This is a genomic window from Streptomyces sp. CGMCC 4.7035 (genome assembly GCF_031583065.1).
Taxonomy (GTDB): Bacteria; Actinomycetota; Actinomycetes; order Streptomycetales; family Streptomycetaceae; genus Streptomyces; species Streptomyces yaanensis.
The window spans coordinates 2039603-2062723 of record NZ_CP134053.1; the positions used below are offsets into that span (position 1 = coordinate 2039603).

20 protein-coding genes and 1 pseudogene are annotated in these 23121 nt (G+C 66.2%); 17 read left to right on the forward strand and 4 right to left on the reverse strand.

What is annotated here, in order from left to right; all coding sequences use genetic code 11:
• The first annotated feature begins 63 nt into the window (after positions 1-63).
• The 7 genes from Q2K21_RS08600 to Q2K21_RS08630 all read left to right on the forward strand — a co-directional run bounded on the left by Q2K21_RS08600 (position 64) and on the right by Q2K21_RS08630 (position 7298).
• Positions 64-375, forward strand: a complete 312-nt coding sequence (locus Q2K21_RS08600; protein WP_310768328.1) for a WXG100 family type VII secretion target — start codon at positions 64-66, stop codon at positions 373-375.
• 80 nt (positions 376-455) lie between these two features.
• Positions 456-740, forward strand: coding sequence for a WXG100 family type VII secretion target (locus tag Q2K21_RS08605; RefSeq protein ID WP_310768331.1), 285 nt, complete (start codon positions 456-458; stop codon positions 738-740).
• 192 nt (positions 741-932) lie between these two features.
• Complete coding sequence (mycP, locus tag Q2K21_RS08610) at positions 933-2216, forward strand: type VII secretion-associated serine protease mycosin (protein WP_310768333.1); 1284 nt, start codon at positions 933-935, stop codon at positions 2214-2216.
• Between the two features lie 64 nt (positions 2217-2280).
• A complete protein-coding gene (locus tag Q2K21_RS08615) occupies positions 2281-2628 on the forward strand; it encodes a hypothetical protein (RefSeq protein WP_310768335.1) in 348 nt (115 codons plus the stop codon).
• Between the two features lie 42 nt (positions 2629-2670).
• Positions 2671-4125: a hypothetical protein gene (locus Q2K21_RS08620; RefSeq protein WP_310768337.1), complete on the forward strand. Its 1455-nt coding sequence runs from the start codon at positions 2671-2673 to the stop codon at positions 4123-4125.
• 88 nt (positions 4126-4213) lie between these two features.
• Positions 4214-5563, forward strand: a complete 1350-nt coding sequence (gene mycP, locus Q2K21_RS08625; protein ID WP_310768338.1) for a type VII secretion-associated serine protease mycosin — start codon at positions 4214-4216, stop codon at positions 5561-5563.
• Between the two features lie 589 nt (positions 5564-6152).
• Positions 6153-7298 carry an ISAs1 family transposase gene (locus tag Q2K21_RS08630; RefSeq protein ID WP_310768341.1) on the forward strand — a complete coding sequence of 382 codons (1146 nt, stop codon included), beginning with the start codon at positions 6153-6155 and terminating at the stop codon, positions 7296-7298.
• Between the two features lie 250 nt (positions 7299-7548).
• On the opposite strand, the gene Q2K21_RS08635 is transcribed toward Q2K21_RS08630, so the two are convergent.
• Complete coding sequence (locus Q2K21_RS08635) at positions 7549-8088, reverse strand: hypothetical protein (protein ID WP_310768343.1); 540 nt, start codon at positions 8086-8088, stop codon at positions 7549-7551.
• Positions 8089-8824: 736 nt separating this feature from the next.
• On the opposite strand from Q2K21_RS08635, the gene Q2K21_RS08640 reads away from it, so the two are divergent.
• From Q2K21_RS08640 to Q2K21_RS08670, 7 genes are all read left to right on the forward strand, one after another.
• A complete protein-coding gene (locus tag Q2K21_RS08640) occupies positions 8825-9130 on the forward strand; it encodes a hypothetical protein (protein WP_310768345.1) in 306 nt (101 codons plus the stop codon).
• A gap of 5 nt (positions 9131-9135) precedes the next feature.
• Positions 9136-10443, forward strand: a complete 1308-nt coding sequence (locus tag Q2K21_RS08645) for a hypothetical protein (RefSeq protein ID WP_310768347.1) — start codon at positions 9136-9138, stop codon at positions 10441-10443.
• Between the two features lie 9 nt (positions 10444-10452).
• Positions 10453-11193 (forward strand): hypothetical protein, encoded by a 741-nt coding sequence (locus tag Q2K21_RS08650; RefSeq protein ID WP_310768348.1) that lies wholly within the window; start codon positions 10453-10455, stop codon positions 11191-11193.
• 14 nt (positions 11194-11207) lie between these two features.
• Positions 11208-11822 (forward strand): hypothetical protein, encoded by a 615-nt coding sequence (locus tag Q2K21_RS08655; RefSeq protein ID WP_310768350.1) that lies wholly within the window; start codon positions 11208-11210, stop codon positions 11820-11822.
• Between the two features lie 1294 nt (positions 11823-13116).
• Positions 13117-13809, forward strand: a complete 693-nt coding sequence (locus Q2K21_RS08660; RefSeq protein WP_310768352.1) for a hypothetical protein — start codon at positions 13117-13119, stop codon at positions 13807-13809.
• Positions 13810-13838: 29 nt separating this feature from the next.
• The gene (locus Q2K21_RS08665) at positions 13839-15014 is read left to right on the forward strand and encodes a S8 family peptidase (protein ID WP_310768355.1); all 1176 of its coding nucleotides are present in this window, start codon (positions 13839-13841) and stop codon (positions 15012-15014) included.
• Positions 15015-15305: 291 nt separating this feature from the next.
• Complete coding sequence (locus Q2K21_RS08670; RefSeq protein WP_310768356.1) at positions 15306-16064, forward strand: hypothetical protein; 759 nt, start codon at positions 15306-15308, stop codon at positions 16062-16064.
• Positions 16065-16237: 173 nt separating this feature from the next.
• Here the strand turns inward: Q2K21_RS08670 and Q2K21_RS35985 are convergent.
• Positions 16238-16441: pseudogene (locus Q2K21_RS35985) on the reverse strand (NF041680 family putative transposase); the annotation flags it as partial.
• 174 nt (positions 16442-16615) lie between these two features.
• On the opposite strand from Q2K21_RS35985, the gene Q2K21_RS08680 reads away from it, so the two are divergent.
• The 3 genes from Q2K21_RS08680 (at position 16616) to Q2K21_RS08690 (ending at position 19367) form a co-directional block, all read left to right on the forward strand.
• A complete protein-coding gene (locus Q2K21_RS08680; RefSeq protein WP_310768358.1) occupies positions 16616-18277 on the forward strand; it encodes an alpha/beta hydrolase in 1662 nt (553 codons plus the stop codon).
• A 58-nt stretch (positions 18278-18335) separates the two neighbouring features.
• Positions 18336-18806, forward strand: coding sequence for a hypothetical protein (locus Q2K21_RS08685; RefSeq protein WP_310768359.1), 471 nt, complete (start codon positions 18336-18338; stop codon positions 18804-18806).
• A gap of 105 nt (positions 18807-18911) precedes the next feature.
• Positions 18912-19367 (forward strand): hypothetical protein, encoded by a 456-nt coding sequence (locus Q2K21_RS08690; RefSeq protein ID WP_386276982.1) that lies wholly within the window; start codon positions 18912-18914, stop codon positions 19365-19367.
• A 746-nt stretch (positions 19368-20113) separates the two neighbouring features.
• Here the strand turns inward: Q2K21_RS08690 and Q2K21_RS08695 are convergent.
• Both Q2K21_RS08695 and Q2K21_RS08700 read right to left on the reverse strand, forming a co-directional pair.
• Complete coding sequence (locus Q2K21_RS08695; protein ID WP_310780739.1) at positions 20114-20401, reverse strand: zinc-ribbon domain-containing protein; 288 nt, start codon at positions 20399-20401, stop codon at positions 20114-20116.
• A 549-nt stretch (positions 20402-20950) separates the two neighbouring features.
• Positions 20951-23023: an SUKH-4 family immunity protein gene (locus Q2K21_RS08700; RefSeq protein ID WP_310768363.1), complete on the reverse strand. Its 2073-nt coding sequence runs from the start codon at positions 23021-23023 to the stop codon at positions 20951-20953.
• Positions 23024-23121: the final 98 nt, after the last annotated feature.

Below are 23121 nucleotides of genomic sequence, written 5' to 3' on the forward strand. Positions count from 1 at the left end.
AAGCTTTTCCGGGCACCCGCGCAGGTTTGCCCGGCTCAACGACTACATGGGGGAAGGTTCATCATGGCCGGCCAGTTCCGGGTAACAGAGGACGAACTCGCCAAGCTCTCCGGCGACATCAGCAACGTCAACGGTCAGCTGCAGGGCGAGATCCGCCGTCTCAACGGAGTGATCGACCAGATCGCGGGCGGCTGGCAGGGCCAGGCGGCCACGTCCTACCACCAGCTGCAGGAGCGCTGGAACGCGGACGCGAAGAGGATGAGCGACATCCTCAACGACATCAAGGAAGCCGTGGACTCCACGCGGAGCAACTACTCCGCGTCGGAAGAGCAGCAGAACTCCGAGATCAGCAAGATCATGTCCGACTTCGGCTGATCCAGCCGGTCCGGACCCAGCTCTTCCCGATCCACCGCTTTCCATCGATTTCCTTCGACTCTTCCTGAAAGGGAACGACGATGTCGATCCTCGTCAATTACGCAACCATCACCAACGCGTCCTCGGACGTGCGCTCGACCGCCGGTCGCATCAAGCAGCAGCTCGACGACCTCGAGGCCGCGGTCAAGCGCGTCGCCAACACCTGGGAAGGTGAGGCGCAGGAGGGCTACCAGCGCAAGCAGCGCGAGTGGGACCAGACCGCCGCTGACCTGCACGCGACCCTGCTGAAGATCGCCACGGCGCTGCAGAGCGCGGCCGAGAACTACCAGGCCACCGAGAAGAGCAACGCCTCGACCTGGGGCTGAGCCGTCGGCGGTCCGAGGGACATGACATGAGGAGGATCGGCCCAGCCGACGCCATGGCGTCCGCTGGGCCGACCCATCTCCGGGTCCGTACACCGCACATCCGCTGAATCTTCACGAGCATTAACGCATCTTCACAAACAGACATTCATGACCCAGCTTCGAAGGAAGCAAGTAAGCCCTGGGGGCCTGAACATGGGGGGCGTGACAGCCCGTTCGCGTAGCCGCGACAGTGGGACCCGCGCACTGCGGCGGGCTTTCGGCGTGCTCGCGGCCACGGGGATCTGCCTGGCATCGGCCCCGCCGGCATTGGCTGCCCCGGCACTTGCCCGCCCCGACGGCCCGGACTTCGGCCTGGCGGCCAGCTCCGAATGTGTCTTCGGTGGCGACGTCATCAAGTCCACGCCCTGGTCACTCCAGCGGATACTCCTGGACCAGCTGCGCGAACAGGCGACGGGCAAGGGCGTCACGGTCGCGGTGATCGACACCGGCGTCGACGCCTCCAACGTCCAGCTGCGCGAGGCCATGGCCTCCGGCGGCGGCGACTACGTCGGCTCGACAAAGGGCACCCAGGACCTGGAAGGCCACGGCACCCGGGTCGCGGGCATCATCGCCGCCCGCCCGCTGAAGGGCACCGGTTTCGTGGGCCTCGCGCCCGAGGCCAAGATCCTCTCCTTCCGTTACACGGGCGGGGAGAACAAGCAGGGCAACTCGCGGACCATGTCCTCGGCCATCCGTGCCGCGGTCGCCAAGGGCGCGAAGATCATCAACATCTCGTCGGACACCGCGAACAGGCAGGACAACACGGAACTGCGGAACGCCGTGGCGGCCGCCGTGCAGTCGGGCGCCCTCATCGTGGCGGCCGCCGGCAACGACGGCGCCGACGGCAAGGCCGCGAAGACCTACCCCGCCTCGTACCCGGGCGTCCTGGCAGTGGCGGCCTCCGACCGCAACGACGAACGCGCCTACTTCTCACAGGCCGGCGACTTCGTCGACGTCGCGGCACCGGGCGTCGACATGGTCTCCACCGTCCCCAAGGGCGGCCAGTGCACCGCCGACGGCACGAGCTTCGCGACCCCCTACGTGGCGGGCGTCGCGGCTCTGCTGAAGGAGAAGCACCCGAACTGGACGGCGGCCCAGCTCGCCACCCGCATCGAGGAAACCGCCCAACGCCCGGGCCGCGGCCCCAACCAGTTCATCGGCTGGGGTGTCGTGGACCCGGTCGCCGCCCTGTCGGAGGACTCCACGCCGAGCAACTCCCCGAAACCGGATGCGCCGATGGCGGCGGGGTCTGGCGGGGTCATCCCCATGGCGGTGACCATGGGGGAGAGCGAGGCGGAACGCGAACGCCGGGTCGCCGTCTACGTGCTGGGTATAGGCCTGGTGCTGGTGCTCGTGGCGGCGGGGAGCGGGGTGGCTTTGCGGGACTGGCGGACCAAGCGGGTTGGACAGGCCGGCCGGGCTGGACAGTCGGGCTAGACGATGACTTGGGCACCCGGAGCCGGTGCCGCAACTTGGATAACAGGGGAGAGGACAACGGGGTATGAGCAACGGAATGCGGGTCGATCTGAGCGCGCTGGATGAGGTCATCCGGAAGCTCTTGACGTTGCTGGACGACATGGACAAGGCCGGGCAGACGTCGCGGTACAACACGGAGCTCACGATGGCCGCGTTCGGGAACAATTGCACGTTCCTGGAGGCGGGTGAGCTCTTCTCCGCCCACAAGGACGCTAAGACCAAGCTTGAGGATGCGATCGAGGGACTTCACGGCCTGATCGACAAGTTCAGTTCGAGCACGTCCAAGGTCAAGGACAAGTACACCGAGCAGGAGTACGCGAACAAGCAGCAAATGGGCGGTGAGTCTGGGGGCTCGAGCGGCAACTGGGACTAGTAGTCCGGATCGAGGTTCACCCAACCAAAAAGGAGTTCAAAAATGGCCGACGACAAAGCGCTGCCCAAGCCAGTCCTTGAGCAAGAGACGTGCCTTGCGGGGCGTCCCAAGACCAAGACTCAATTCATCGACTACTCACTCAAAGAGCTCAAGCAGATGCTTGAGGGCACCAATCCGGGGCAAATTGAGGAGGTCGGCCATCACTGGGGCAAGGTCAATGAAATCCTTGCTGGCGGTGAGGGAGGCGGGATCGCTGGCCTGCTCGACAAGGCGGTCGACAACGTTCTGGAGCACTGGGAGGGTGACGCAGCCACCAGTTTCGAGAAGAAGGCTCGCGAAATCGCACAGAGCATCCGAAACACAGCTTGGTATGCGGATCTCAACAGGTCCCAGATGGCCGACGCTGCGAATCAACTGCGCACGTACAAGGAGCAACTGGACGCCATTCAGGAACCCAGCACCCTGGATAAGTTCGGTGACGCTTTCAGCGACTGGCAGTGGGATGACGGTCAGGCGGTAGCCAATGATCTCCACCAAGGCAAACTGACAGCTGCGCAGATTGCCCAGAAGGATGAAGGCAAGATCGGCGCTAGCCGAGAAGCCCAGCTCAACGGCGTTGCTGTCATGGAGAATCTGGGCGCTCAGTACGCGCGAATCACGAGGAACTTCAACAGGAACCAGATTGTCCAAGATCCCGATAAGGGGATCAAAGAGCCTAACCGTGATGTGGAGTACCCGCCGCCAGTCACCCCCGGCGTCGTGGGTGCGTCCCGACCCAGTGGGTCCGGATCGGGTAATAAGCCCTGGAGCGCAGGCCCGACTACCAGCGTGAAGCCAGCCCCAACGGTGCCCCGCGACCCGGGAATCACGGGAGGCACGCAGCTTCCGACGGGCAAGACGAGCCAGCTTCCGACGACCGGAACGAATGTAGACAGCATCTCCCCCCGCCCGACGGGGACCGGTCCTGGCACGGGTGTTGGCGTGCCCAGCGGCGGTGGCGGCGGCATCGGTACCGGCGGAGCTCAGGGCCCCGGGATAGTGGCTCCTGCCGGGTCATCCGGCATCGGGCGCGGTACTACCGGACGCGGCATTGGAGTTGCGGGCGGTCGCGGTGGTGTGGCCGGTGGCGGCGCGGCAGCAGGTCGCGGCGCAGGCCGAGCTGGCATGGGCGGTATGGGCGGCGGAGCCGGTGCAGCCGGCCGAAGCGGTGCTGGTGCCAGCGGCCGTGGAGCTCTTGCCCGTTCTCGTGGTGGTGTCGTCGGTGCCGCCAAGGGGATCTCTGGTAAGGGCACAGGCGGTGGTGCAGGCCTGCACGGCAGCCGTGGCGGAACCCAGCGCGGCGCTGGCGGGATGGCCGGCGGCGCGGGTGGTCGCAATGGCCGACGCCGCGGGGAGGAGAATAACCAGGGAGATCGTCCCGACTACTTGGTTGAGGACGAGGAGACCTGGATCTCCGAAGAGGACCGCAACAGGAACGTACCGCGGACCATCGAGTAGGCACACGGGCGAGCCGCACGGAGAAAGCGTGCGGCTCGCCTGTATGAAGACTGGCGGAACCAGTCGTAGTTGAGTGAGGAGCAAGACAGTGGGTTTCAAGCGAGTCTGGTCTACGACGGGAGTCGTGGCGCTGACAGGAGCCTTGCTCCTCACTTCGGCCCAGACTGCCTCGGCTGACTATGTCAGGGACAAACAGTGGGTCTTGGACGTATTCGCGATGAAAGACACCTGGTCAGAGACTCAGGGGCAAGGGGTGATTGTCGCTGTTGTCGACTCTGGAGTGGATGGCAGTCATCCTGATCTGACTGGTCAGGTCCTTGGGGGCAAAGACTTTACCGGCGGCGGGAATGCCCAAGAGGACAAAATTGGCCACGGGACAAAGATGGCAAGCATTATCGCTGGCCACGGTCATGGAGCAGGGAATTCTTCTGGTGTGATCGGGCTCGCACCGAAGGCTAAGATCTTGCCTCTGCGTACACTTCAGACGAGGGATGACAATAATTCTGACGAGACGTGGGGTGCCGCAGTTCGATATGCGGTAGACCATGGCGCAAAAGTAATTAATCTCTCCATCGCAAATGATGGCGGAAAGACTCTAAGTGCCGGTCGTGAAGCGATCGCGTATGCAGAGGATCACGATGTTGTCGTCGTGGCAGGCTCAGGCAACGACGGGTCTTCTCGCGTAAGTGAGCCTGCGGCCCTACCCGGCGTTCTCTCTGTCGGCGCTGTGGACAAACACGCCAACGTCTGGGAGGACTCGAATTCGGGAAAGGGGCTAGCGCTTACAGCTCCCGGGGTGGACATTGTTGGCGCAAATCCGACGATGTCGAATGGGTATGGTGTGGGTAGCGGCACTTCGGATGCTACGGCCTTTGTATCCGCCGCCGCAGCCTTGGTCCGTGCAAAGTACCCTGACCTCACCGCTGGCCAAATCATCAACCGCCTGATCAAGTCGGCCTCGTTCCTTGGTCACAAGGGACTGAAGGCGCCCGATGAGGAGTACGGCTACGGGATTATCCGCCCGCGTCAGGCGGTCACTATGGACATTCCCGCAGGACCTAAGGAGAACCCTCTCGGCCAGCTCAAGTCGTCTAACTCGACTTCCGGAAAGGAATCCGAAGAGACGGGTACCTCGGTCCAGGCTGAAAAGAAGAAGTCCTCCTCCAGCGACATCCTCGTCATCGCCGGTGGCATCGCCGCTGCCGTTGTCGTTGTAGGCGTCCTCTTCGCAGTAATCCGCAGCCGCCGCAACGGCGGTAACGGTGGTCGCGGCTTCGGCGGTGGCGTCTCCCCTCAGGGTGCGGGCTACCCGCCCCAGCACCCCACGTACCCGCCTGCCCAGCAGCCATACCCCAATTCAGTCCCCAACCAGGGGTACCCCACTCCTCCGCAGCACTCCAACCCCTACACCCAGCAGCCCCCGAACCAAGGGCAGTAGGAGTAATTCCCGTACGGGGCTACCCGCCTCTGCAGGGGCCTCGCAAATGGGTGGATGCAAGCGGCTCAGGGATTGTCTCCCGTTCCGTCGGATCCAGCCGGCCGACGAAGTATCTGGGGAAAGACACCCGCCAGCGAATCAGCCCGAGAACGAGAAGGGACTTTCCACAATGGGTGCCATCGTCCTCATCGTCGGCGTCATCGGCATCGGAGCCGTGATTGCCGCCGTTGTCGTATTTTCCGCAACACGCCGCCGACGCGACTCCGGCACTGGCACAGTCAACCCTGGTGCCGGAACCTACTCCCAGAACATGGGTTATCCGCCCCAGCAGCCGATCTACCCAACCGCCCAGCCGCCGTACCCCTCACCTCCCCACCAGGGATACCCCACCCCTCCCGGACAGCCGCCCCAGTACCCCAATCCCAACGTGCAGCAACCCCCGTACCCAGGGCGGTTTCAAAGTCTTGTGGATCAAGGATCCGTGCTGGTCACGGCATCATGACGATGGGGTCGCGGGCCGCCACGCATGCAACGAAGCTCCGGTTGATGCCGGTGACCTACCAAGTCGCCTGTATCGCCCGGAGCTTCGATGTGTCGTCAGTCTGCCACCGTGTGTCTGGTCAAGTCGCCCTCGCGTCAGCACCGCGTGATCGGCGACCTGCCGTCCCGGCTGGCGACCTTGCCCGATCCCCGTGACCGGCGCGGAAGGCGTCACCCGTTCGTGAGCGTGCTGCTGACGGCCTGCTCCGCCGTCATGTGTGGGGCCCGGTCCTTCGCGGCGATCGGGCAGTGGGCGCGAAACGCTCCGCAGGACACCCTGGCCCGGCTCGGCGCCCGGACGGTGTCCGCCTTCACCGTGTGCGTCGCGCCGAGCACGGCGACGATCCGCCGGATCATCAACCGAGTCTGCCCAGGTGGCCTCGCCGACCTGCTGGGAAGCGACCCGTCCGGCGCCGACACCCTGGCCGTGGACGGCAAAAGCGCCCGTGGCTCCCGCCACGGTGACACCCCAGCCGCGCATCTGCTCGCCGCCATGACCGGTGGCGGACTGACCGTCACGCAGTTGCGAGTCCCGGACAAGACGAATGAAATCACCTGCTTCGCCAGCCTGTTGGCCCCGTTCGACCTGACCGGGGTGACCGTGACGGCCGATGCCCTGCACGCCCAGCGCGGCCACGCCCGCTTCCTCGTCGAGGAGAAGAAGGCGCACTACGCGCTGTGCGTGAAGAAGAACCAGGCCGGTCTCTACGAGCGGCTGCACATGCTGCCCTGGAAGGAGGTGACCGCGAAGTTCTACGACCGCACCGAGGGGCACGGCCGAAAGGAGACCCGCGTGGTGCAGGTCCTGACCGTCGATGACCTCGACTTCCCGCACGCCACACAGGTCGCCCGGGTCGTACGCCACCGCACCTGCCTGAAGACCGGCAGGCGCAGCCGCGAGACGGTTTACGTCATCACCGATCTGACCAGCCGGGAAGCCTCCCCACAGCGGCTCGCGAAGATCATTCGTTCGCAGTGGGTGATCGAAAACCGGCTCCACTTCGTGAGGGACACTGCCTTCCGCGAGGACGCCTCCAAGGTGCACACCGAGCATGGCCCGGAGAACATGGCCACCTTGCGGAGCTACGCGATCAACTGCCTCCGTGCCGCCGGGCACCACAACATCGCCGCCGGACTCCGCGAGATGTCCTACGAGCCGTTCACCCGTCCCCTGGCACTCCTCGGACTCCGCTGACCAGCACAGACGCGCGAACAGTCAGACTTTGAAACCACCCTGCCCCCGTACCAGGGTCAGTAGGTGTTTATTTACATTGGGCGAGGGTGAATAAGTTGCGGCCGTAGCCTGCGACTGCCTCTCGAACGTCTGAGCAGTAAATTCGTGTTACAAATCCTCTGCTCTCACGAATCCGCGTACCCATGCATCACTCAAGGAGCCATTTCGGGGGAAGCGCTTCAGAACGGATATGGATCAGCTCGGTAGTTTCTCAAGACCCTCGAGGGCTGTATCCGGGATCCGTATGAGGCGTGATCCGTAGGACCCGGCGTTTACCTCGGATGTCCGGTTGAGCATGCGATGCCGTGGAGGGCGAGCACGTGGCGGTGTTCGGTGTGGGCTCGGCATCCGGCGACGGTGTTGACGTTTCCGGTGGGCTCGAGCGCCCGCGGATCAAATTGCGGACAGTGGCGAGCGCAGTGGATGCATTGCGGCTTCTGACCTGGGGCATGTCCTCAGTGAAGTCGCCGATAACTGCTCGGACCTGGCGTCTGCGCAGGCGCAGCACCCTCTCGCACACCCTGAGCCGCGACCCGTGGCGCAGCCGGAGCATCAGGAAGATCAGCACGAACAGGGTGGCCGGGATACCGAACGCCGGCAGGGCGGCGTCCCAGCCGACAAGGTGCGCCACGAACGGCACGGCGAACAGGACCACGGCGAGCGCGAGGCGCGTGGCGATGTGCCGATACAGCAGTGTGCGGTTGCGTTTGACTACGTGGGCAACGTCCGGTGCCACGGGCGGGTTGGCCATAAGGTAGTTCCGTCCTTATCCGAAGCCGTTGCGAACAGCCGCCTCGGTCGAGCCTGCTCGCGATTCGTCCGGCCTTGGCGCTGGCTTTGTCGGGCCAGTGAACGCACAACTGATCGCCCAAACCTCTTCAGCACCATACATGTGCTGATCAGGCGTTTCGCATCGAGTCCCCGCGGCTCTGCGGAAAACCGCCACAGTAGCGCCACGGGATCGTCGCCTGCGTTTGACTTGGGCCTACGCCCGGGCCGTCGTGGGGCGTCATGTACTCGCCAGGCAACCGGGCCACTGTTCAAGCAGTTGAAGCAGCGTTCAGCCGTTCGCCGAAGACCGGTAGGCGCCAGCCGCGCCGGAGCCTTCGTGCCCCAGTGGTACGTCGGTGTGCTCATCACCCGCCTAGTCCAACTCCGCGAGAATTAACGCGCTGAGCCTGGTCGACGTCGGCGTACACGCGGTCTCCCCGAGCGCCCACAACGTCGAATACCTGCACAAGAGGTTCATGCAGGGTGGCGGGATCATCCCGAGCAGGCAGCGAGGCGCTCCGCAACACCACGAGGTGAGCTGTGATCACCGACGAGTGCCAGGGCCAGGTCGTGGCGGCGCCCCGAGGCCGGTGCCAAGCCAAGTGATGGCGCGATCCCGGTTCGTTGGGTTTGCCGTTCCATGGCATGATCGGCCCATTCGACTGCCGGTTGTCGTTTGCCGATGCGACCGTCGATACGCGAACGGGGAGGCTTGCGTGGGGGATTACTTCAAGACCGACATTGATCAGCTCGCCACTTTCACCAAGGACCTCAAGGAAGCCAACGACTGCCTTGAGCAGGTGCGCACCGCCCTGCAGCACGTGCGGGCCGACCAGATCGGGACGCCGGAGCTGGACGAGGCGTGCGACGCGTTCCAGGAGCGGTGGAAGTACGGGAACGAGCAGATCAGGGAGCGCATCGACAAGCTCACCGAAGGCCTCCAGCAGAATACGGACAACTATCGCGAAGTGGAGACCTCCCTGGAGGAGAGCTTCAAGCGTGCCGCGGCTGCGGGGAGGTGATTGCGGTGGCACAGAATCCGTATGTGCACCTCGGGTGGAATCCCGTGCCGGGAGAGCCGGGTGAAGTCGAGAAGCTCCGCACGCAGCTCGTCAATTCGGCGAGCGCACTGCAGACCGCATATCAGAAGATCGACAAGCTGCTTGGCGAGTCCAGCTACTGGGAGGGCGACGCCGCCGTGGGCTTCCGCGAGGCCCTCGACGGGGACCTGCCGAAGTACATGAAGGACGCCCACAGGTCCCTGACCTTGGCCGCCGGTCACCTCGGCACGTGGCACGGCGGCCTGACCAGCCGCAGGGAGCTGGCGGGCAAGTACGACATCGAGGCGGCCGACCACCAGGGTGACCTGAAGACCGCCAATGCCCGGCACGAGGCGGCCAAGCAGGACCCAGACCTGAAGCTCGCGGGGCAGACGTTCGCCGAAGGCCCTGAGCTGGAAGCCGCCCAGACCCGCCTGAACACGGCCACCGCCCGACTCAACGACGCTGTCACTGCGGTCAACAACGCCCAGGGCGCCCTGGACGACGTGATACGCAAGGCGCGGGAGCTGGAGGGCACGCACGAGGCGGAGGCGCGGGACCTCGCGAAAGCGCTGAAGGATTCCACGAAGGATCTGGCGCCTGAGGAGCCGGGGTGGCTGAGCAAGGCGCTCGGCTGGATCGGGGACAACCTCACCAACATTCTGGGTGTGCTGGCCGCGGTGGCGGGGTTGCTGGCGCTGCTGTGCACGGGGCCGTTCGGGATTGCGATGTTGCTCGTCGCCGCCGGCGCCAGTCTGGCGACCGCAGCCACCCGTATCGCCAACCCCGAGTTCAGAGCTTCGATCCGGGACGGCATCACCAAGGGCGAGTTCGACGCGGACTTCTGGGAGAACTCCGTAGGGATCGTAGGCGACCTGGCGGGCGCGGTGCCTGGGCTCGGGGCAGTGACCCGTGGGGCCAACGGGGCCATCCGGTCGGCGATCCACGGCGGTGAGGCCGCAGCCGGCATGAAGGCCTTCTTCAGCCAGTTCGGCGACGACACGGTCACGGCCGCCACTCGAATCTCGACGGCGGGGTCCTACAACCCTGTCGGTGACTGGGTGGCGCACGCCGCCGGCGGCAGCCAGGCGGTCCGGGTAGGAATGGACTACGTCTCGCCTGTGGCAGGCGTCTTCACCTCCGGTTACGGGCTCGCCGCCGACAACATAGACGCGCTGGATGGCGACGCGGGCAAGAACAACAGCACAGCGATCGACGGAACTCGCACGGGTGTGTTCGACGGCCCCGGGGCCATCTCGACCGTTGTGAACACCTTGAGGGTCGTGACCCGGTGAGGAAATGACATGACAGAGGACTCCGTCGCGTCCCCCCTGCGGCTGTTCATCGACGACTCGGCCCGCGATCCGAGTTCCAAGATCTGGTACGCGCTGCCGGGTGGCTACTTGAACGTTCCGCTCGACGCCCTCGATGCCGCTCCGGGAACAGAACACGAGGCCCGCCTCGAACACCTCATGGCACTCGTCGCCGACAGTGCCCCGGAGGCGGAACGTGACCGCTTCGCCGGGACGGTGCGCGATGTGCGTTACATGGTGCGGGAGATGCACAGCGAAGGCATCATCGGCTGCGCGCTCGGCATGCACTACGCCGACGACGGCTCCTCGGCGGTCTCGGTCGTCACCGTGGCGTTGCGGGACATCGAGTGGGCCCCGCCCAAGGTCACAGCCGTCCGGGCGGCCACGCTCCGCGAATCGGCGGAGAACGTGGAGCTGGTGACGCTGCCGGGCGGGCTTTCCGGTGCGGTGTCCGACTCCCTGCTCACCGTTCCCGCCGTGGCGGGCATGCCGATACAGGAGCTCTACCAGTGCAACGTGTACATCCCGGCCCCGTCGGGCGTGCAACTGGCCGTCCTGACGCTGAGCACGGTCGCGGTGGACTCCCGTAAGCACTACCGCGACTTGATGCTGGCCATTGCCTACACGGTGTCATTCCACGATCCCATGCGGGATATCGAGCGCGCCGCACGAGGTGAAGAAGCCGATGGCCCCGGCAGCATCGCGAACGGCATTGCCGCCGACTTCGGATGACCTGGGATGTGCGAATGACCACGAACCTGAACGAGCAAGGCTTCGACGGACCGTTGGCATGGCAGACACCTGGCACCCGACCCGCTTACCTCCGTTGGGTGACGTGGCACCTGGCCAAGTCGCTCGGCTGGGTCGCGCTGTGGTGGGGCACGTTGTACCTCACGGTCCTATTGCCCTTGGCGGCAGTGGTTCCCATGACGCTGGTCCTGCTTGTGATCATGTTTCTTGCGTTGCTGGCCTTCGGCCGACTGAGCAGGTGGCGGCGCATGCGGCGCATCCTCACCACCTATCCCTGGCGTCAGCAATCCCGAGCCGTCCGGATCACCGGGGGCAAAGAGGCGCTCTTCGTGCTGCCCGATCCCGACAGCCCGGAGAAGACGGTGTCGCTGAAGCTGGCCGCCGGGCTGTTCCGGATCTGGAGCCGCGAGGCTTTGAAGGACTACGACGACGAACTCTGGTACGCCGGTGACCCGCGCTTCGCCTGCGTGGTCGCCAAGCCCGGCCCGCAGAGCCTGAGTTGTCTCGCCCAACCCACCGCTTACAACCCCCGCACCTCCCCCCGCCGCAAAGGCCTCAGCCCGGAAGCCCGCCGCCGCGCCCGGGCTATCGGTGCGCGCGTCGCCGACTGACACCGCCTCGCGGGCCCACTCGTGGGTATCGGGTCAGCGGTCGCAGGTTCCGGACTGGCTAGCGCACTGCGTCGGCAGCCTGCTCCAGCTTCATGCTGGCCGGCCCCCAGCCTCCGGTGGCGTTGGCGCGGTCCCCCATATCAGGGCCAGTAGGTCGGCGGGAGGTACACGTCCGCGCTGGCCAGCGGCAGAGAGGGAGCCGTTTCGTCTGCCGCATCCGTCTGCCACTCGATGCCGCACAGGACGAGGACACCTGGTCCTGCTGGGTCACGGGCCTCCTCGATCGTGTTGATGTCGCTCGCGGAGGGTGCCTCGAAGAGGCCGGGGCCGAGAGTTCGGCGTCCGGCTCGTCCAGCAGGTCGAGACGGGCCAGTAGCGAGGCGGTGGTGAGGCGGTCGTCCGGCGCCTCGTCCAGGCGGAAGCCGACGTAGAAGGAGTCCGTCCCCGGCGAGGTGCGGACGGCCATCTCACAGTAGGAGTGGCAGGCGACCTCGCGTTGGAAGTCGCTCCCGGCCGGATCCTCTCCGCATGACCCAGAGCTCGCTCCAGGCCTTCCTCATCGTCCAGGTTGAGACCCAGGGAATTGAAGGCCGTGTCAACGGGGGTGGTGTACCGACTGAACTGCAACACGCCCGGGACTTCTGTCGCGCCTGCGGACTCGACCGCCTGTGCGCAGTCGCCGTACACCACGTCCGTGGACCTGGCCCACTCACGCCCTCCGGACACCCGAATCGTCACACCGGTCACGGCCGACCAGGGCCTTCAACGAGATCGTTATGTGAGCTCCACGGGCTGGATACGCCTTGCGTCTGCGAAGGCCATAAAGTGTCGTCAGATTGGCGGGGGACGCCGAAAGGTGCGCGAGTGGCTCAGGTTGAGCCTCGCAGCAACCTGGGTTGCGGGTCGGTCGAGATGCGGGGCTCTGTCGTGTGAGGCCGGACCACCTATCGTGCTCCCTCGCAGAATGACCATCCGAGAGGGAAGCATGTCTTACCCAACACCGCCGAGCGGTAGTCCGTATGGGCAGCCGCCCCCGCAGAGTGGTTGGCAACAGCAATGGCAGGCATCGGGCCCTGTGCCGCCCATACCAGCGGCACCCCCAGGTGCGCCTCCGGCGGCAGTTCCGGCCCAACCGGGGCCGTCTCAGTACGGTGCGTACGCCCCGCCCGGACATCCTGCCCCCGGGAGTTATGTCCCAGGGGTCCCCTTCCCCGGTAACCACATGCACGGGGCACCAATGCCCCCCGCGGGTGGCAAAGGAACCGCCCGAAAGGTAATCGGGAGCCTGCTCGGCGTGTTCGGCGTGCTCGGCATGCTCGGTGGCGGGGCGCTCGCCTCCCACGCGTACAGCAACAGTCGGCAGTCGATCCCCAACTCCGCCTACGGCTCGACGCTGTGGCGCAATGAGACCATCGAGAAGCTCTTCCCGGCGACCGTCGGTGACACCCCCAACTACACGTACGAGGTGTCGGACAAGAAGGTCGCGCAGTGGAGCCGGATGGGCATCTCTCAGGACACCTCCTGCGCGAAGGGTCTCAGCGGCGAGACCAAGGAGACGGCGGAGAAGCTCGGCTGCAAGGCCGTACTGCGTGCCACGTATGTCGATCTCACCGGTGAGATGGTCGCCACCGTCGCGATCGTCGTCCTGCCCAAGGGCACCGCCGGCCAGGAGATGGGCGAGTACCTCGACAAGCAGGAACACGCGGACGTCCCGGACGCCGCCGTGGTGCCGTTCACGGTGCCCGGCACGCTCGCGGCGAAGTGGCGGGAGAACCGGCGCAACGGCATGGGCGGGGACGCCCTGGGTGGCGATCTCCCCTACGCCATCGCTGTCACCACCGGCGCGGTCGACGGCCGCACATCAGGCAATCTGCCCGGCGAGTTCGGCGACTACGGGGCGAACGACGAGGACCGTAAGCCCTGGATGGACGCGGCGAACGCCCTCAGCGAGATCTTCTACACCAACCTCGGGAACCTGGAGAGGTGAGCCCGGCAGTGAAGTTCCGGACCATACGCATGACCGGCACCGCGGTCGCCCTCACCGGTCTGCTGTGCACGCTGGCCACCGCTCCGGCCCGCGCGGCCACGCCGGTCGGCTGGGAGGGCACGGCCCTCGGCCTGACCGCAGCACAGCGGCTGAGCCAGGGCCAGGGAGTGACGGTCGCGGTCCTCGACAGCGGCGTGTACGCCGACCATCCCGCCCTCAAGGGCAAGGTCACCACCGGGCCCGACTATCGCCAGGACGGGCTGAAGGAGGGCGACGCGCAGTGGGGGCAGCACGGCACCGCCATGGCCTCCGACGTCCTCAAAGTCGCCCCGAAGGCCAAGATCCTCTCCGTGCGCGTCATCGACGACAAGCATGAGGAGGAACGCAGCGAGAAGGAGATGGAGGAGTACCGCAAGCGCGGCGACAACCCGATCGCCAAAGGCATCAACTACGCGGTCCAGCATGGTGCCGACGTGATCTCCATGTCCCTCGGCAGCGACGACCTGTTCACCTCGTACGACGAGGACGAGGCCGCCGCCGTGGCCTACGCCGTACGCAACGGCGTGACAGTGCTCGCCTCGGCCGGTAACGCGGGCGACGTGCTCAACGGGGCCTCCTACCCGGCGGGTTACGCGGGCGTGATCGCGGTGGCCGCCACCCAGCAGGGCGGCGGGCGCGCCAACTTCTCCACGGTGCACACGTACAACGACGTGGCCGCGCCCGGCGTCGACATCATGAGCGCGACGAACACCGGCGGCTACAAGGCGGTCGACGGCACCTCACCGGCCTGCGCGCTGGCCGCCGGCGTCGTGGCCCTCATGTACGCGAAGAATCCGAAGCTGACCCCTGCCCAGGTGAATGACGTCCTGATCGCTACCACTCACCGCCCCGCAGGCGGTGGCAGTGCCCTGCTCGGGTACGGACGGATCAACGCGGAAGCGGCAGTGAGGGCCGCTGCCTCGCCCCCCAGGGACAAGTCAGGGGCGGCGGCTTACAAGGGTAAGGAGCATCTAGTGACTCTGGACGGGACACCGAAGACCAAGCACGCGCCACTGGACCAGGGGCTGTGGATGACGGGACTGGTCGCTGCAGGCGTGGGGCTGGTGTTTCTGATCGGCGGGGCACTCCTTGCGTGGTCGGGCCGCCGCAAGGTGTCGGCGGGAGCGGGCGGGATGATGCAGCGCCAGGGGACCTTCCTGGGCTGAAGCCCTCATCTGCCGAATCGCACAGCTCCTGTCGACTGGAACCGCGTTCGGGCGTCCAGCCGACAGGGGCTTTCGCTTTCTACGTTCAGCCGGAGGCGAGATCAACTCGGACATCAAGGCGGACGACAAGGTTTGCTGAGGTGCGACGGCCGATCGGGGGTGAGTTGTGAAGGCCTGGAGGGGATTCGGCCGCAAAGTGCGCTGATGCAGAGCCTAGTTGGAGTCGCTGTGCGGGTTCTTGCTTAGATGATCAAGAACGTTTGCACGCAATCGAATAAACACGGGGTACTCATGCTCACGCGTGTCCTGTCCGTCCGACGCGCCGCCACAGCGCTCGCCTGTGCCGCGGCAGTGGTGTCGCTCGCGGCCTGCGAGAGTGACAGCGACGCCGTGGAGTCCGCAGGGGGCTCCACACCGTCGAAGACCGCAGAGGCCAGTCCGGCTGCCGAGCCGAACGGTGTCGAGAAGCTCTCCGCCAAGGAGATCTACGACGACGGACACAAGGCCAACGCCGACGCGGGCTCCTTCCGGGAGAAGCTGACGCGCGGGAGCACCAAGGCCGATCTGCTGCTCTCTGCCACGGAATGCGTCGGCACCGTCAAAATGTCCGAGGGCACCTTCGAGATCATCCGGAAGGGCAACGACGTCTGGGCCAAGCCGGACTCGGAGATCGTCAAGGGGTTCAACTCGGAGCTCGGCATCGCGCTCTCTGCCGGCACGTGGCTCCATGGGACGCCGAGCAACCCGCTGATGAAGGGGTTCGCCAGCTGGTGCCACCACGAGCAGTTCACCGACCCCGACACGCTCGACGCCGGCACCAAGGTAACCAAGGGGAAGGTCACCACGGTGGACGGCCAGCAGGCGGTGCCGGTCATCATGACGGCGAAGGGGGAGTCGGTTACGTGGTACGTGGCGACCACGGGCAAGCCGTACTACTTCAAGCAGGACAGCACCCGTGACGACATGCAGGACCTGGTGCACTCCGACTTCGGCAAGCCGGTAGGCGCGCAGGCACCATCAGGTTCGGTCGAGGAGGCACCGAAGGAGTAATCCCCGGTTACGCAGCCGACGGTCCGGCGCCCAGTTGCTCGCTGGGCCGAGTCGTCGCGCGGGCAAGTCACAGGACAAGCCCCTTGGGTGACCCTTCGCAGCCGACGGGCCAAGAACGTTTCCGTCAGGCACTCCACCCCGAACGGCACAGCGGACTCCTGATTTGCGCTGTTGCTTGGGTTTGGTGGCTGGTGAGGCGGACCCGTCCGTGCGCCACGGCGACGTACTGCAGCTGCGGATCCCCGAGTGGGGGTGAGCCGTGCGGTTTCGGCCGGTTTCTCCCAGGGGTGGCGGAGGTCGGCGGCGGCCTCGCGGGTGAGCCGGAGCTGGGTGTGGGTGGCGATTACGAGCCAGGTCCACCGGCCCGCGCCTCCGGGCCCGCAGTGGCTCCGTGCCACCAACTGAGCGACAAGGCAGACGAGTTGTCCGCTAGGGTGACACCTCGAACTCATGAGTGAGCAGTTGCAACGGGGGTTGCCTTATGTCTACTTGCGTTGGCTCGCCCTGCCCGGAAGGGCGCTGGCGCAGGTCAAGCACAAGCAGGTGCCGACATGGCCTCTGACTTCTCCCGGCTGATGAAGCAGGACTTCTCCGATCTGGAAGCCGCGGCCAAGACCTGGCGCACGCTGTCGACGACCATGGACTCCCTGACCGACCGGCACCGTCGGCAGGTCACCGGGCCACTGCACCACTCCTGGAAGGGCGACGACGCCGACGCGGCCCTCTTCTATCTGGAGGACGTCGAATCGCGGATCGGCGTGGTCGAGACGGAGGCCATGGCCGTCGCCGAGGTCCTGGACACCACAAGGTTCTGGATGGAGCAGGCCCAGACGGACCTCCGCAATGCGGTGCGGCGTGCCGAGGGGGACGGCTTCAAGGTCGACGGCGACGGCTGGATCAGCGACCCGACTACCACGGACCTCCCACGCCAGGACCCCGATGCACAGCAGATGATCGCGGACCGCGACGCCCTGCTCGGGGAGTACCGCGCAGCCATGGAAGAGGCCCTGACCGCCGCACACAAGGCCAGCGACGACGGTGCGAAGGCCCTTGCGGAGCTGAACGGCGACATCCTCACCGACCCGCTCAGCCATGACGCGGCAGCGGAATCCGCCCACGACGTCAAGAATGCGATGAAGGCTGTGGGGGTCCAGGCCCCGCAGATCCCCGAGGACGACCCGAAGGCCGCCGCCGAGTGGTGGAAGGCCCTCAGCCCCGAGGAGCGTCAGACCTACACCACGCTCTATCCGAAGGAGATCGGCGCGACCGACGGTCTGCCGACGGACGTACGCGACGACGCCAATCGCACGGCCCTCACCCAGGAGCTCAATATGCTCCAGGAGGGCAACTACAGCGAAGACTTCCCGGGCGAAAGCGTGGAGACGGTCAACAGGCGCCTGAACAACGCTCAGGTGCTCAATGACCAGCTCGAGGCCGCGGACGACGCGCCCAAGGGCAGGGAGCTGTACCTCCTTGGCTACGACTCCAAGGACGACGGACGGGCCATCGTCGCGAAGGGCAACCCGGACACGGCCGCGCACACCGGGATCCTGGTGCCGGGCACCAACACCAACATGGACGCCGTCCCCGGTCAGATCACACGCATCGGCAGGTTGCAGGCGGCGGCGGAGAATCAGTCCGACGGCGAGAGCGTGGCGATGATCACCTGGCTCGGCTACGACGCTCCCGAAGCTTCCACGACCGACTTCAACAGCGTCGGCGGGACCGGCCGGGCCGAGGACGGCGCTCCGGACCTGCGTCAGTTCGTGGCGGGCACGCACGCCTCGCACGACGGGTCGCCGAGTCACACCACCGTCCTCGGCCACAGCTACGGTTCCACAGTGGTCGGTGCGGCGGCTTCAGGAGGCTCCGGTCTGGGCGCGGACGACATCGTGGTCGTCGGCAGCCCGGGGATGACCGTGGACCAAGCGAGCGATCTGCAGATGGATCCGGAACACGTGTGGATCGGCGGCGCGAAGGACGACGCCGTCATCAACCACGCCTCCGACCTCACCCTCGGCCGCGACCCGATGCTGGGAGCCTTCGGTGGCAACAATTTCGAAGTCGACACCCACGGTCACAGCGGCTACTGGGACGAGGGCAGCGATTCTCTCGACAACCAGGGAGCGGTCATCGCGGGAAGGAAGCCGACGGAGGTTCCGAAGGAGGGCGGCGAGCTGCCGCCGGACGCCTACATCGTCCCAGGTCTGTAATCCCCTTCTCCGCACGTTCCTCGGTGTCTCCGCGGCCCTGTTCCTGACTGGAGGTTGTATGTCCCAGAGTGACGACCCGAACGCCCCGCTGCCCCGCATGGAAAGGGACGTCGCGCTGAATTGGGCCAAGGACTACACCGCGTACATGGCCCGGCTCACCGATGTCGAACTCGTCCCCTCGACGGCCAAGGTGAACTTCGAGGCATGCATCGGGGGGAACGACGAGGTCGCCGAGGACGGCCGGTACAGCCTCTTCTACTACGTCTACTCCCCGGCCCCGGTCACGGACCACACACGCGTCGTGCGGACGCTGCGCCGGGAACTCTCCCAGCAGGGGTACGAGGTCACGGGATACCGGGAGTTCAAGGACGCCTATGCATCGGCGGTGTTCAGGGCCAAGAGCAAGGAGAACTCCTATCGGGTCACGGCCGAGACCGTCGGTTCCGGGAAAACGAAGCCGCAACGCCTCTCCTTCTCCGTACGCACCCCCTGCATGCTTCCGCCCGGCGTCGAGCAGCAGCAGTTCTGAACGCCCGAAAGGAACCGAGAGGAACCGGACGTGTCCCAGCGCACCGACGTCGACCCGGCTGAACTACGTGCCTCAGCCGGAGCCTGCGACGACATAGCCCGAACCATGAAGGATCCCGCAGACAAGGCCGTCAAGGAGGCCGAGACCGCGGGCGGTTCGCTCACCGGCTGGTCGATCGGGCCCGCCCTGACGGAGATCGCCACCAGCTGGAAGCCGGCCCTCGACGGTCTGCACGCCCGCGTCCAGGCCGGCGGGGACAACCTCAGGTCGTCGGCGGACGGCCACGAGTGGAACGACGAGCGGGTCTCCCAGGACTTCGAGAAGACCGGCACGGACAGCGCGACGCAGGCCACCCCCGGTGTGATGCCTGCCGTGCTGCGTCCGCGCGGGGGCGAGCAGCACCCCGTCGGGCACCCGGGCGGCGCCTCGGGCTTCGACCCGGGCGGCCGGCCGTCCGGCGACGGACCACTGGACCCGCGCACCTCGTACGGCACCAATATGCCGACGTACGACGAGACCGTCAGCACACGTCCCACGCCGGGTACGAACGACTTCGGCTGAACCGCTTCGGCAACGGTCGCGTTGCCAACTGGTGCCCCGGGGTCACCGTGAGAGATTGCTGCCCATGGCGATTTGAAGAGCACAGACCGGGTGGCAGCGCTGGGTCAAGGTCGGGACCTGGCATACGGTCCTGGACGGGGATCGACGGATCTGTGCCGCTTGCGGGACGGTCGTCCGCTCGTACGAGATCCGTTTTCATCCGCCCGAGTCATCGATGTTCGAGCGGTGCGTCGGCTTGGCATGGTGTTCCGGGTGCCGGATCTACTCCGGCGCGATGGTTCATGTGCCCCGGACGCGCGTCCTCGTCGACGCGCTGGCGTCGCTTCCCCAAGACCAGAGGGAACGGCTGCTTCGCAAAGAGGCGGCATTGATCGAATACCTGGACAGGCAGGCCAGGGGCCGGGGCCGGGCGTCATCCACGTCCAGTGGGCGACCGGTGGTCCGTGGAGAGGCGACGATGGCCACGCAGGGGCGGGCGCGGCTAAGACGGCCTTGGCTTGATCGGCCGCGCCGACGGACCAGAAGTCCGGACCCGTGTCTGCCGGATCCAAGAGCCCGATCGACTACGAGAACGAGTACAGGGCCGGCCTCACCGTGGGACTGGCTGCATAGGAAGGACTCACAGTTCGAGGGGATTGACATCGTCCACCGAGTACGCCAATGGCTGTTCGCTTTGCAGGCAGGCAGCCGGTTCTGGCCCGCGCCGATGTTCACGCGAACGGGCGACGCCTGTGTTGCAGGCTTACTCAGGACGGGTACTGCTGCTGCGTCCGTCCGGACGTCTCACCGCCGTGGCCGCTCGTGGCCTGCGCCTGCAGCTGCTCCGCCTGCTCCTTGGCCACGTTCTGCTCCGCGCCGCAGAAGGTGCACTGCGTCATGTACTTCGTCGAGATCGGGAACAGCGGCACGAAGAACAGCGTGAACTTCGTGATGCGCTTCCTGAGCGTGTGCGCGGAGGGATTGCCGCAGCGGCCGCACACCAGAGTCAGTACCGCGAGCTGGTACAGGTATCCCTTGGTGCCAAAGATGATCAACACAGTTGGTCCTTCCGGGGTCGCGGCCCACGAAGCTGGTCAGAAGAAGTATCGGAGCAATAGCTGACCAGGAATGACACGCCGATCCCTGCGAGGCCTACGCCGATCATCCCGATCACAGCCGCTCACGTCACTTCCCGCCCCGCCGCCTCGCAGGCGTCGTCGCCGAGCGAGGAGCGGCAGGACGGGCTGCTCGTGCGGGTTGTCCGCCGTGGGATGCCGGCGGGCGGCCCACAGCGCGATGTCCTCCGCGTCCTTGTCGAAGTCATTGCCGTCGATGGCTGGCTTGGTCGACGCGCCGATGCCGAGGGTTTCCCGTCGGGCAGTACGTAGGTGCCGTCCAGGGTGCTGGTGTCGCGTACCCCGAACTTCGACGCGTGTGCGGCGAGTAACTCGGTAGTGCCTCGTGAGGGTTCCTGTTCTCCACCCTTGCGTGTGGTGCGTCAGTCGTTGTGCAGTGCGTACATCCATGCCTTGGCCTGGGAGCCGTCCCCGTCGATTTCCCGGACGACACCTTCGATTTCCGGCTGCAAGCCTCCGGCTCAGGTGTCAGACCCATTCAGCCCCATAGGAGGCCAAGTCCCAGGTGCTGTCCTCGAAGTCGTGCCCCTCAAGGATGAGCCTCCAGGCCTCGGCCCGGGCGGCGGCACCATCGATCTCCTCGCACCACCTGGCGAGGTTGTGCTGCGCGTCCTTGTGGTCGGCGACGTAGGGGAAGTGTGTTCTGCGGAACTCGTCGTACAACCGGACCATAACGAAGAACTGTGTGAGGCTGCTGCCGGCGACGGGGTCGGGCGAACCACCCGTGGTGTCCCTGAAGAGCCGACCGGTGCTGCCGTCGAGCAGGAGCCTGGAGTACATCCAGGTACCGAGCTCGAAGAACGGGCCGCTGCTGGGTGCCTCGCTCCTGGCACGGCGTTGCCGGGGCACTTCCCGACCTCGGCCGGGCCAGGCCACTTCGGGCAGGCAGCGGTCGCCGCGCGGGGTGATGGCGAGATGCAGGAAGTCGCTGATCTCCGGCAGGCCTGTCTCGGTGAGGAAGCCGCGCGCGGCAGGGTCGTCCAGCCCTTGGGGGAGCTGATCCTCGGCCAGCCGATGGCAGATCCCTGCGCCAAAGGTCTCCTCGAGCCAGTCCCGCATTCCGTCACCGCGCAGAGCAGCCGACGCGGAGGGCGGCAGCGGCCATGGAGCGGACCGGGTGTGTGCGGCGACCAGAGGCCGCTTGCGGTACGTGTCCTGCGTGGCGCTTCCAGCCGCCTGGACAGATACGGCGAAGAGACCCCCAGCGCCAGCGAGCACCCAGCGCCCGTCGACGTAAAGGCCCTTTGTCACCCCGGACGGGCAGTTGGGCGGATGAGGTAGCGTGGACGTCCCTAGTTGCCAGCCGCTGTCCGTGTGTTCGGCGAAGGTGACGTTGGGCGCCGCGGGACCCGGAGAGCGGCGTGCGTTGCTCCAGGGGAGATCGCCTGCCGACAGGGAGGCGCGCACCTCGACCGGAGCTGAGGCAGGCTCCCCGGTCACCGGGATCCACTCCTGACGGATGTACCGGTATTTCGGGTAGGCGTTCTTGCCAGTGGTCACGTCCCGGGCCGTAACGACGGTCAGGCCAGACTCACCGACTGCTACGCCGAGTTCGTCGACACGTCCGGCCTCGTCCCGGATTTGGCCGAAGATGCCCGTGGGGCGCCAGTGGGTCCAAATGGTCCGCCACGGCAACGGAACCCCTGAAGCCAGTAGTTGTTCGGCCAGCTCTGCGCGCCCCGCGCTGAGTGCCGCGTGATGAAGCCAGGCCACCCACTCACCGTGTGACGAGGGGGAGATGCCCTGAACCTCCAGATAGTGCAGCATCGCTGCCACGCTCGCATACGGCACTCCGTCGGGGTGGGCGATGGCCAGGGCCTCATGCAGCACGGTGGCCGAGCACTGGGCCAGCAGCCGCCCGTCGGCCACAAGGCGGGGCAGCGCACCAGCCAGCGCCGCATGCAGGGGAAGTGCGTGAGTGGCGTACCGGCCCACCGGTCCCTGCTGGGACCAGAGCCCCGGTCTGCCGTCCGCCATTGCGGACACCAGCGCCTCGACAGTGCGGGATTGGGCCACAGAATCCCAGGGCTGCCTGCGTCGCCATGCATGGAGGAGAGCTTCGGACCGGAAAGCGACCGATGACCGGCCCTCGTCCACGACCAGGACATCCGGTTGCTGCTCGGCGAAGGAGAGGAGGGCTTGCTCCGTTGTAGGCACACCGCTCGCGGAGGACAGCAACCGCCAGACAGGCAGTGGCACCTGACGTAGTTCGGAGGCAGCCAGTGCCCCCAGCCGACGGGCCGCAGCTGGTTCCTCCTCGGCAGCCCCACCGGTCGAAGTCGGCGTTGGCAGGTTGACTTCGTATTCGGCGATCCGGGGAGGAGCTACGAGGTCCGGGTCGAACTCCGCCATGACCCAGACCTCACGGCCTTCGAACCGTCTGAATCCCGGAGCCAGGATTTCCGCCACGCGGGCCGGTTCGGTCGACGTCAGGACCTCACCTGCGTACTGCACATTGGCGAGGAGGAGGACACAGGGACGACCGGCAGGGGCGGCACGGCACTCTTCACGCATGCGAGTAGCCACCGTGTCGGCACTCATGCCTCGGCAGTCGATCAGTGTGGCGCTGGGCCAGCGGTCCCGAACTGCTCGTAGATACGCGGTCTTGCCGCTGAGCGCCGGGCCGAGTACAGAGAACA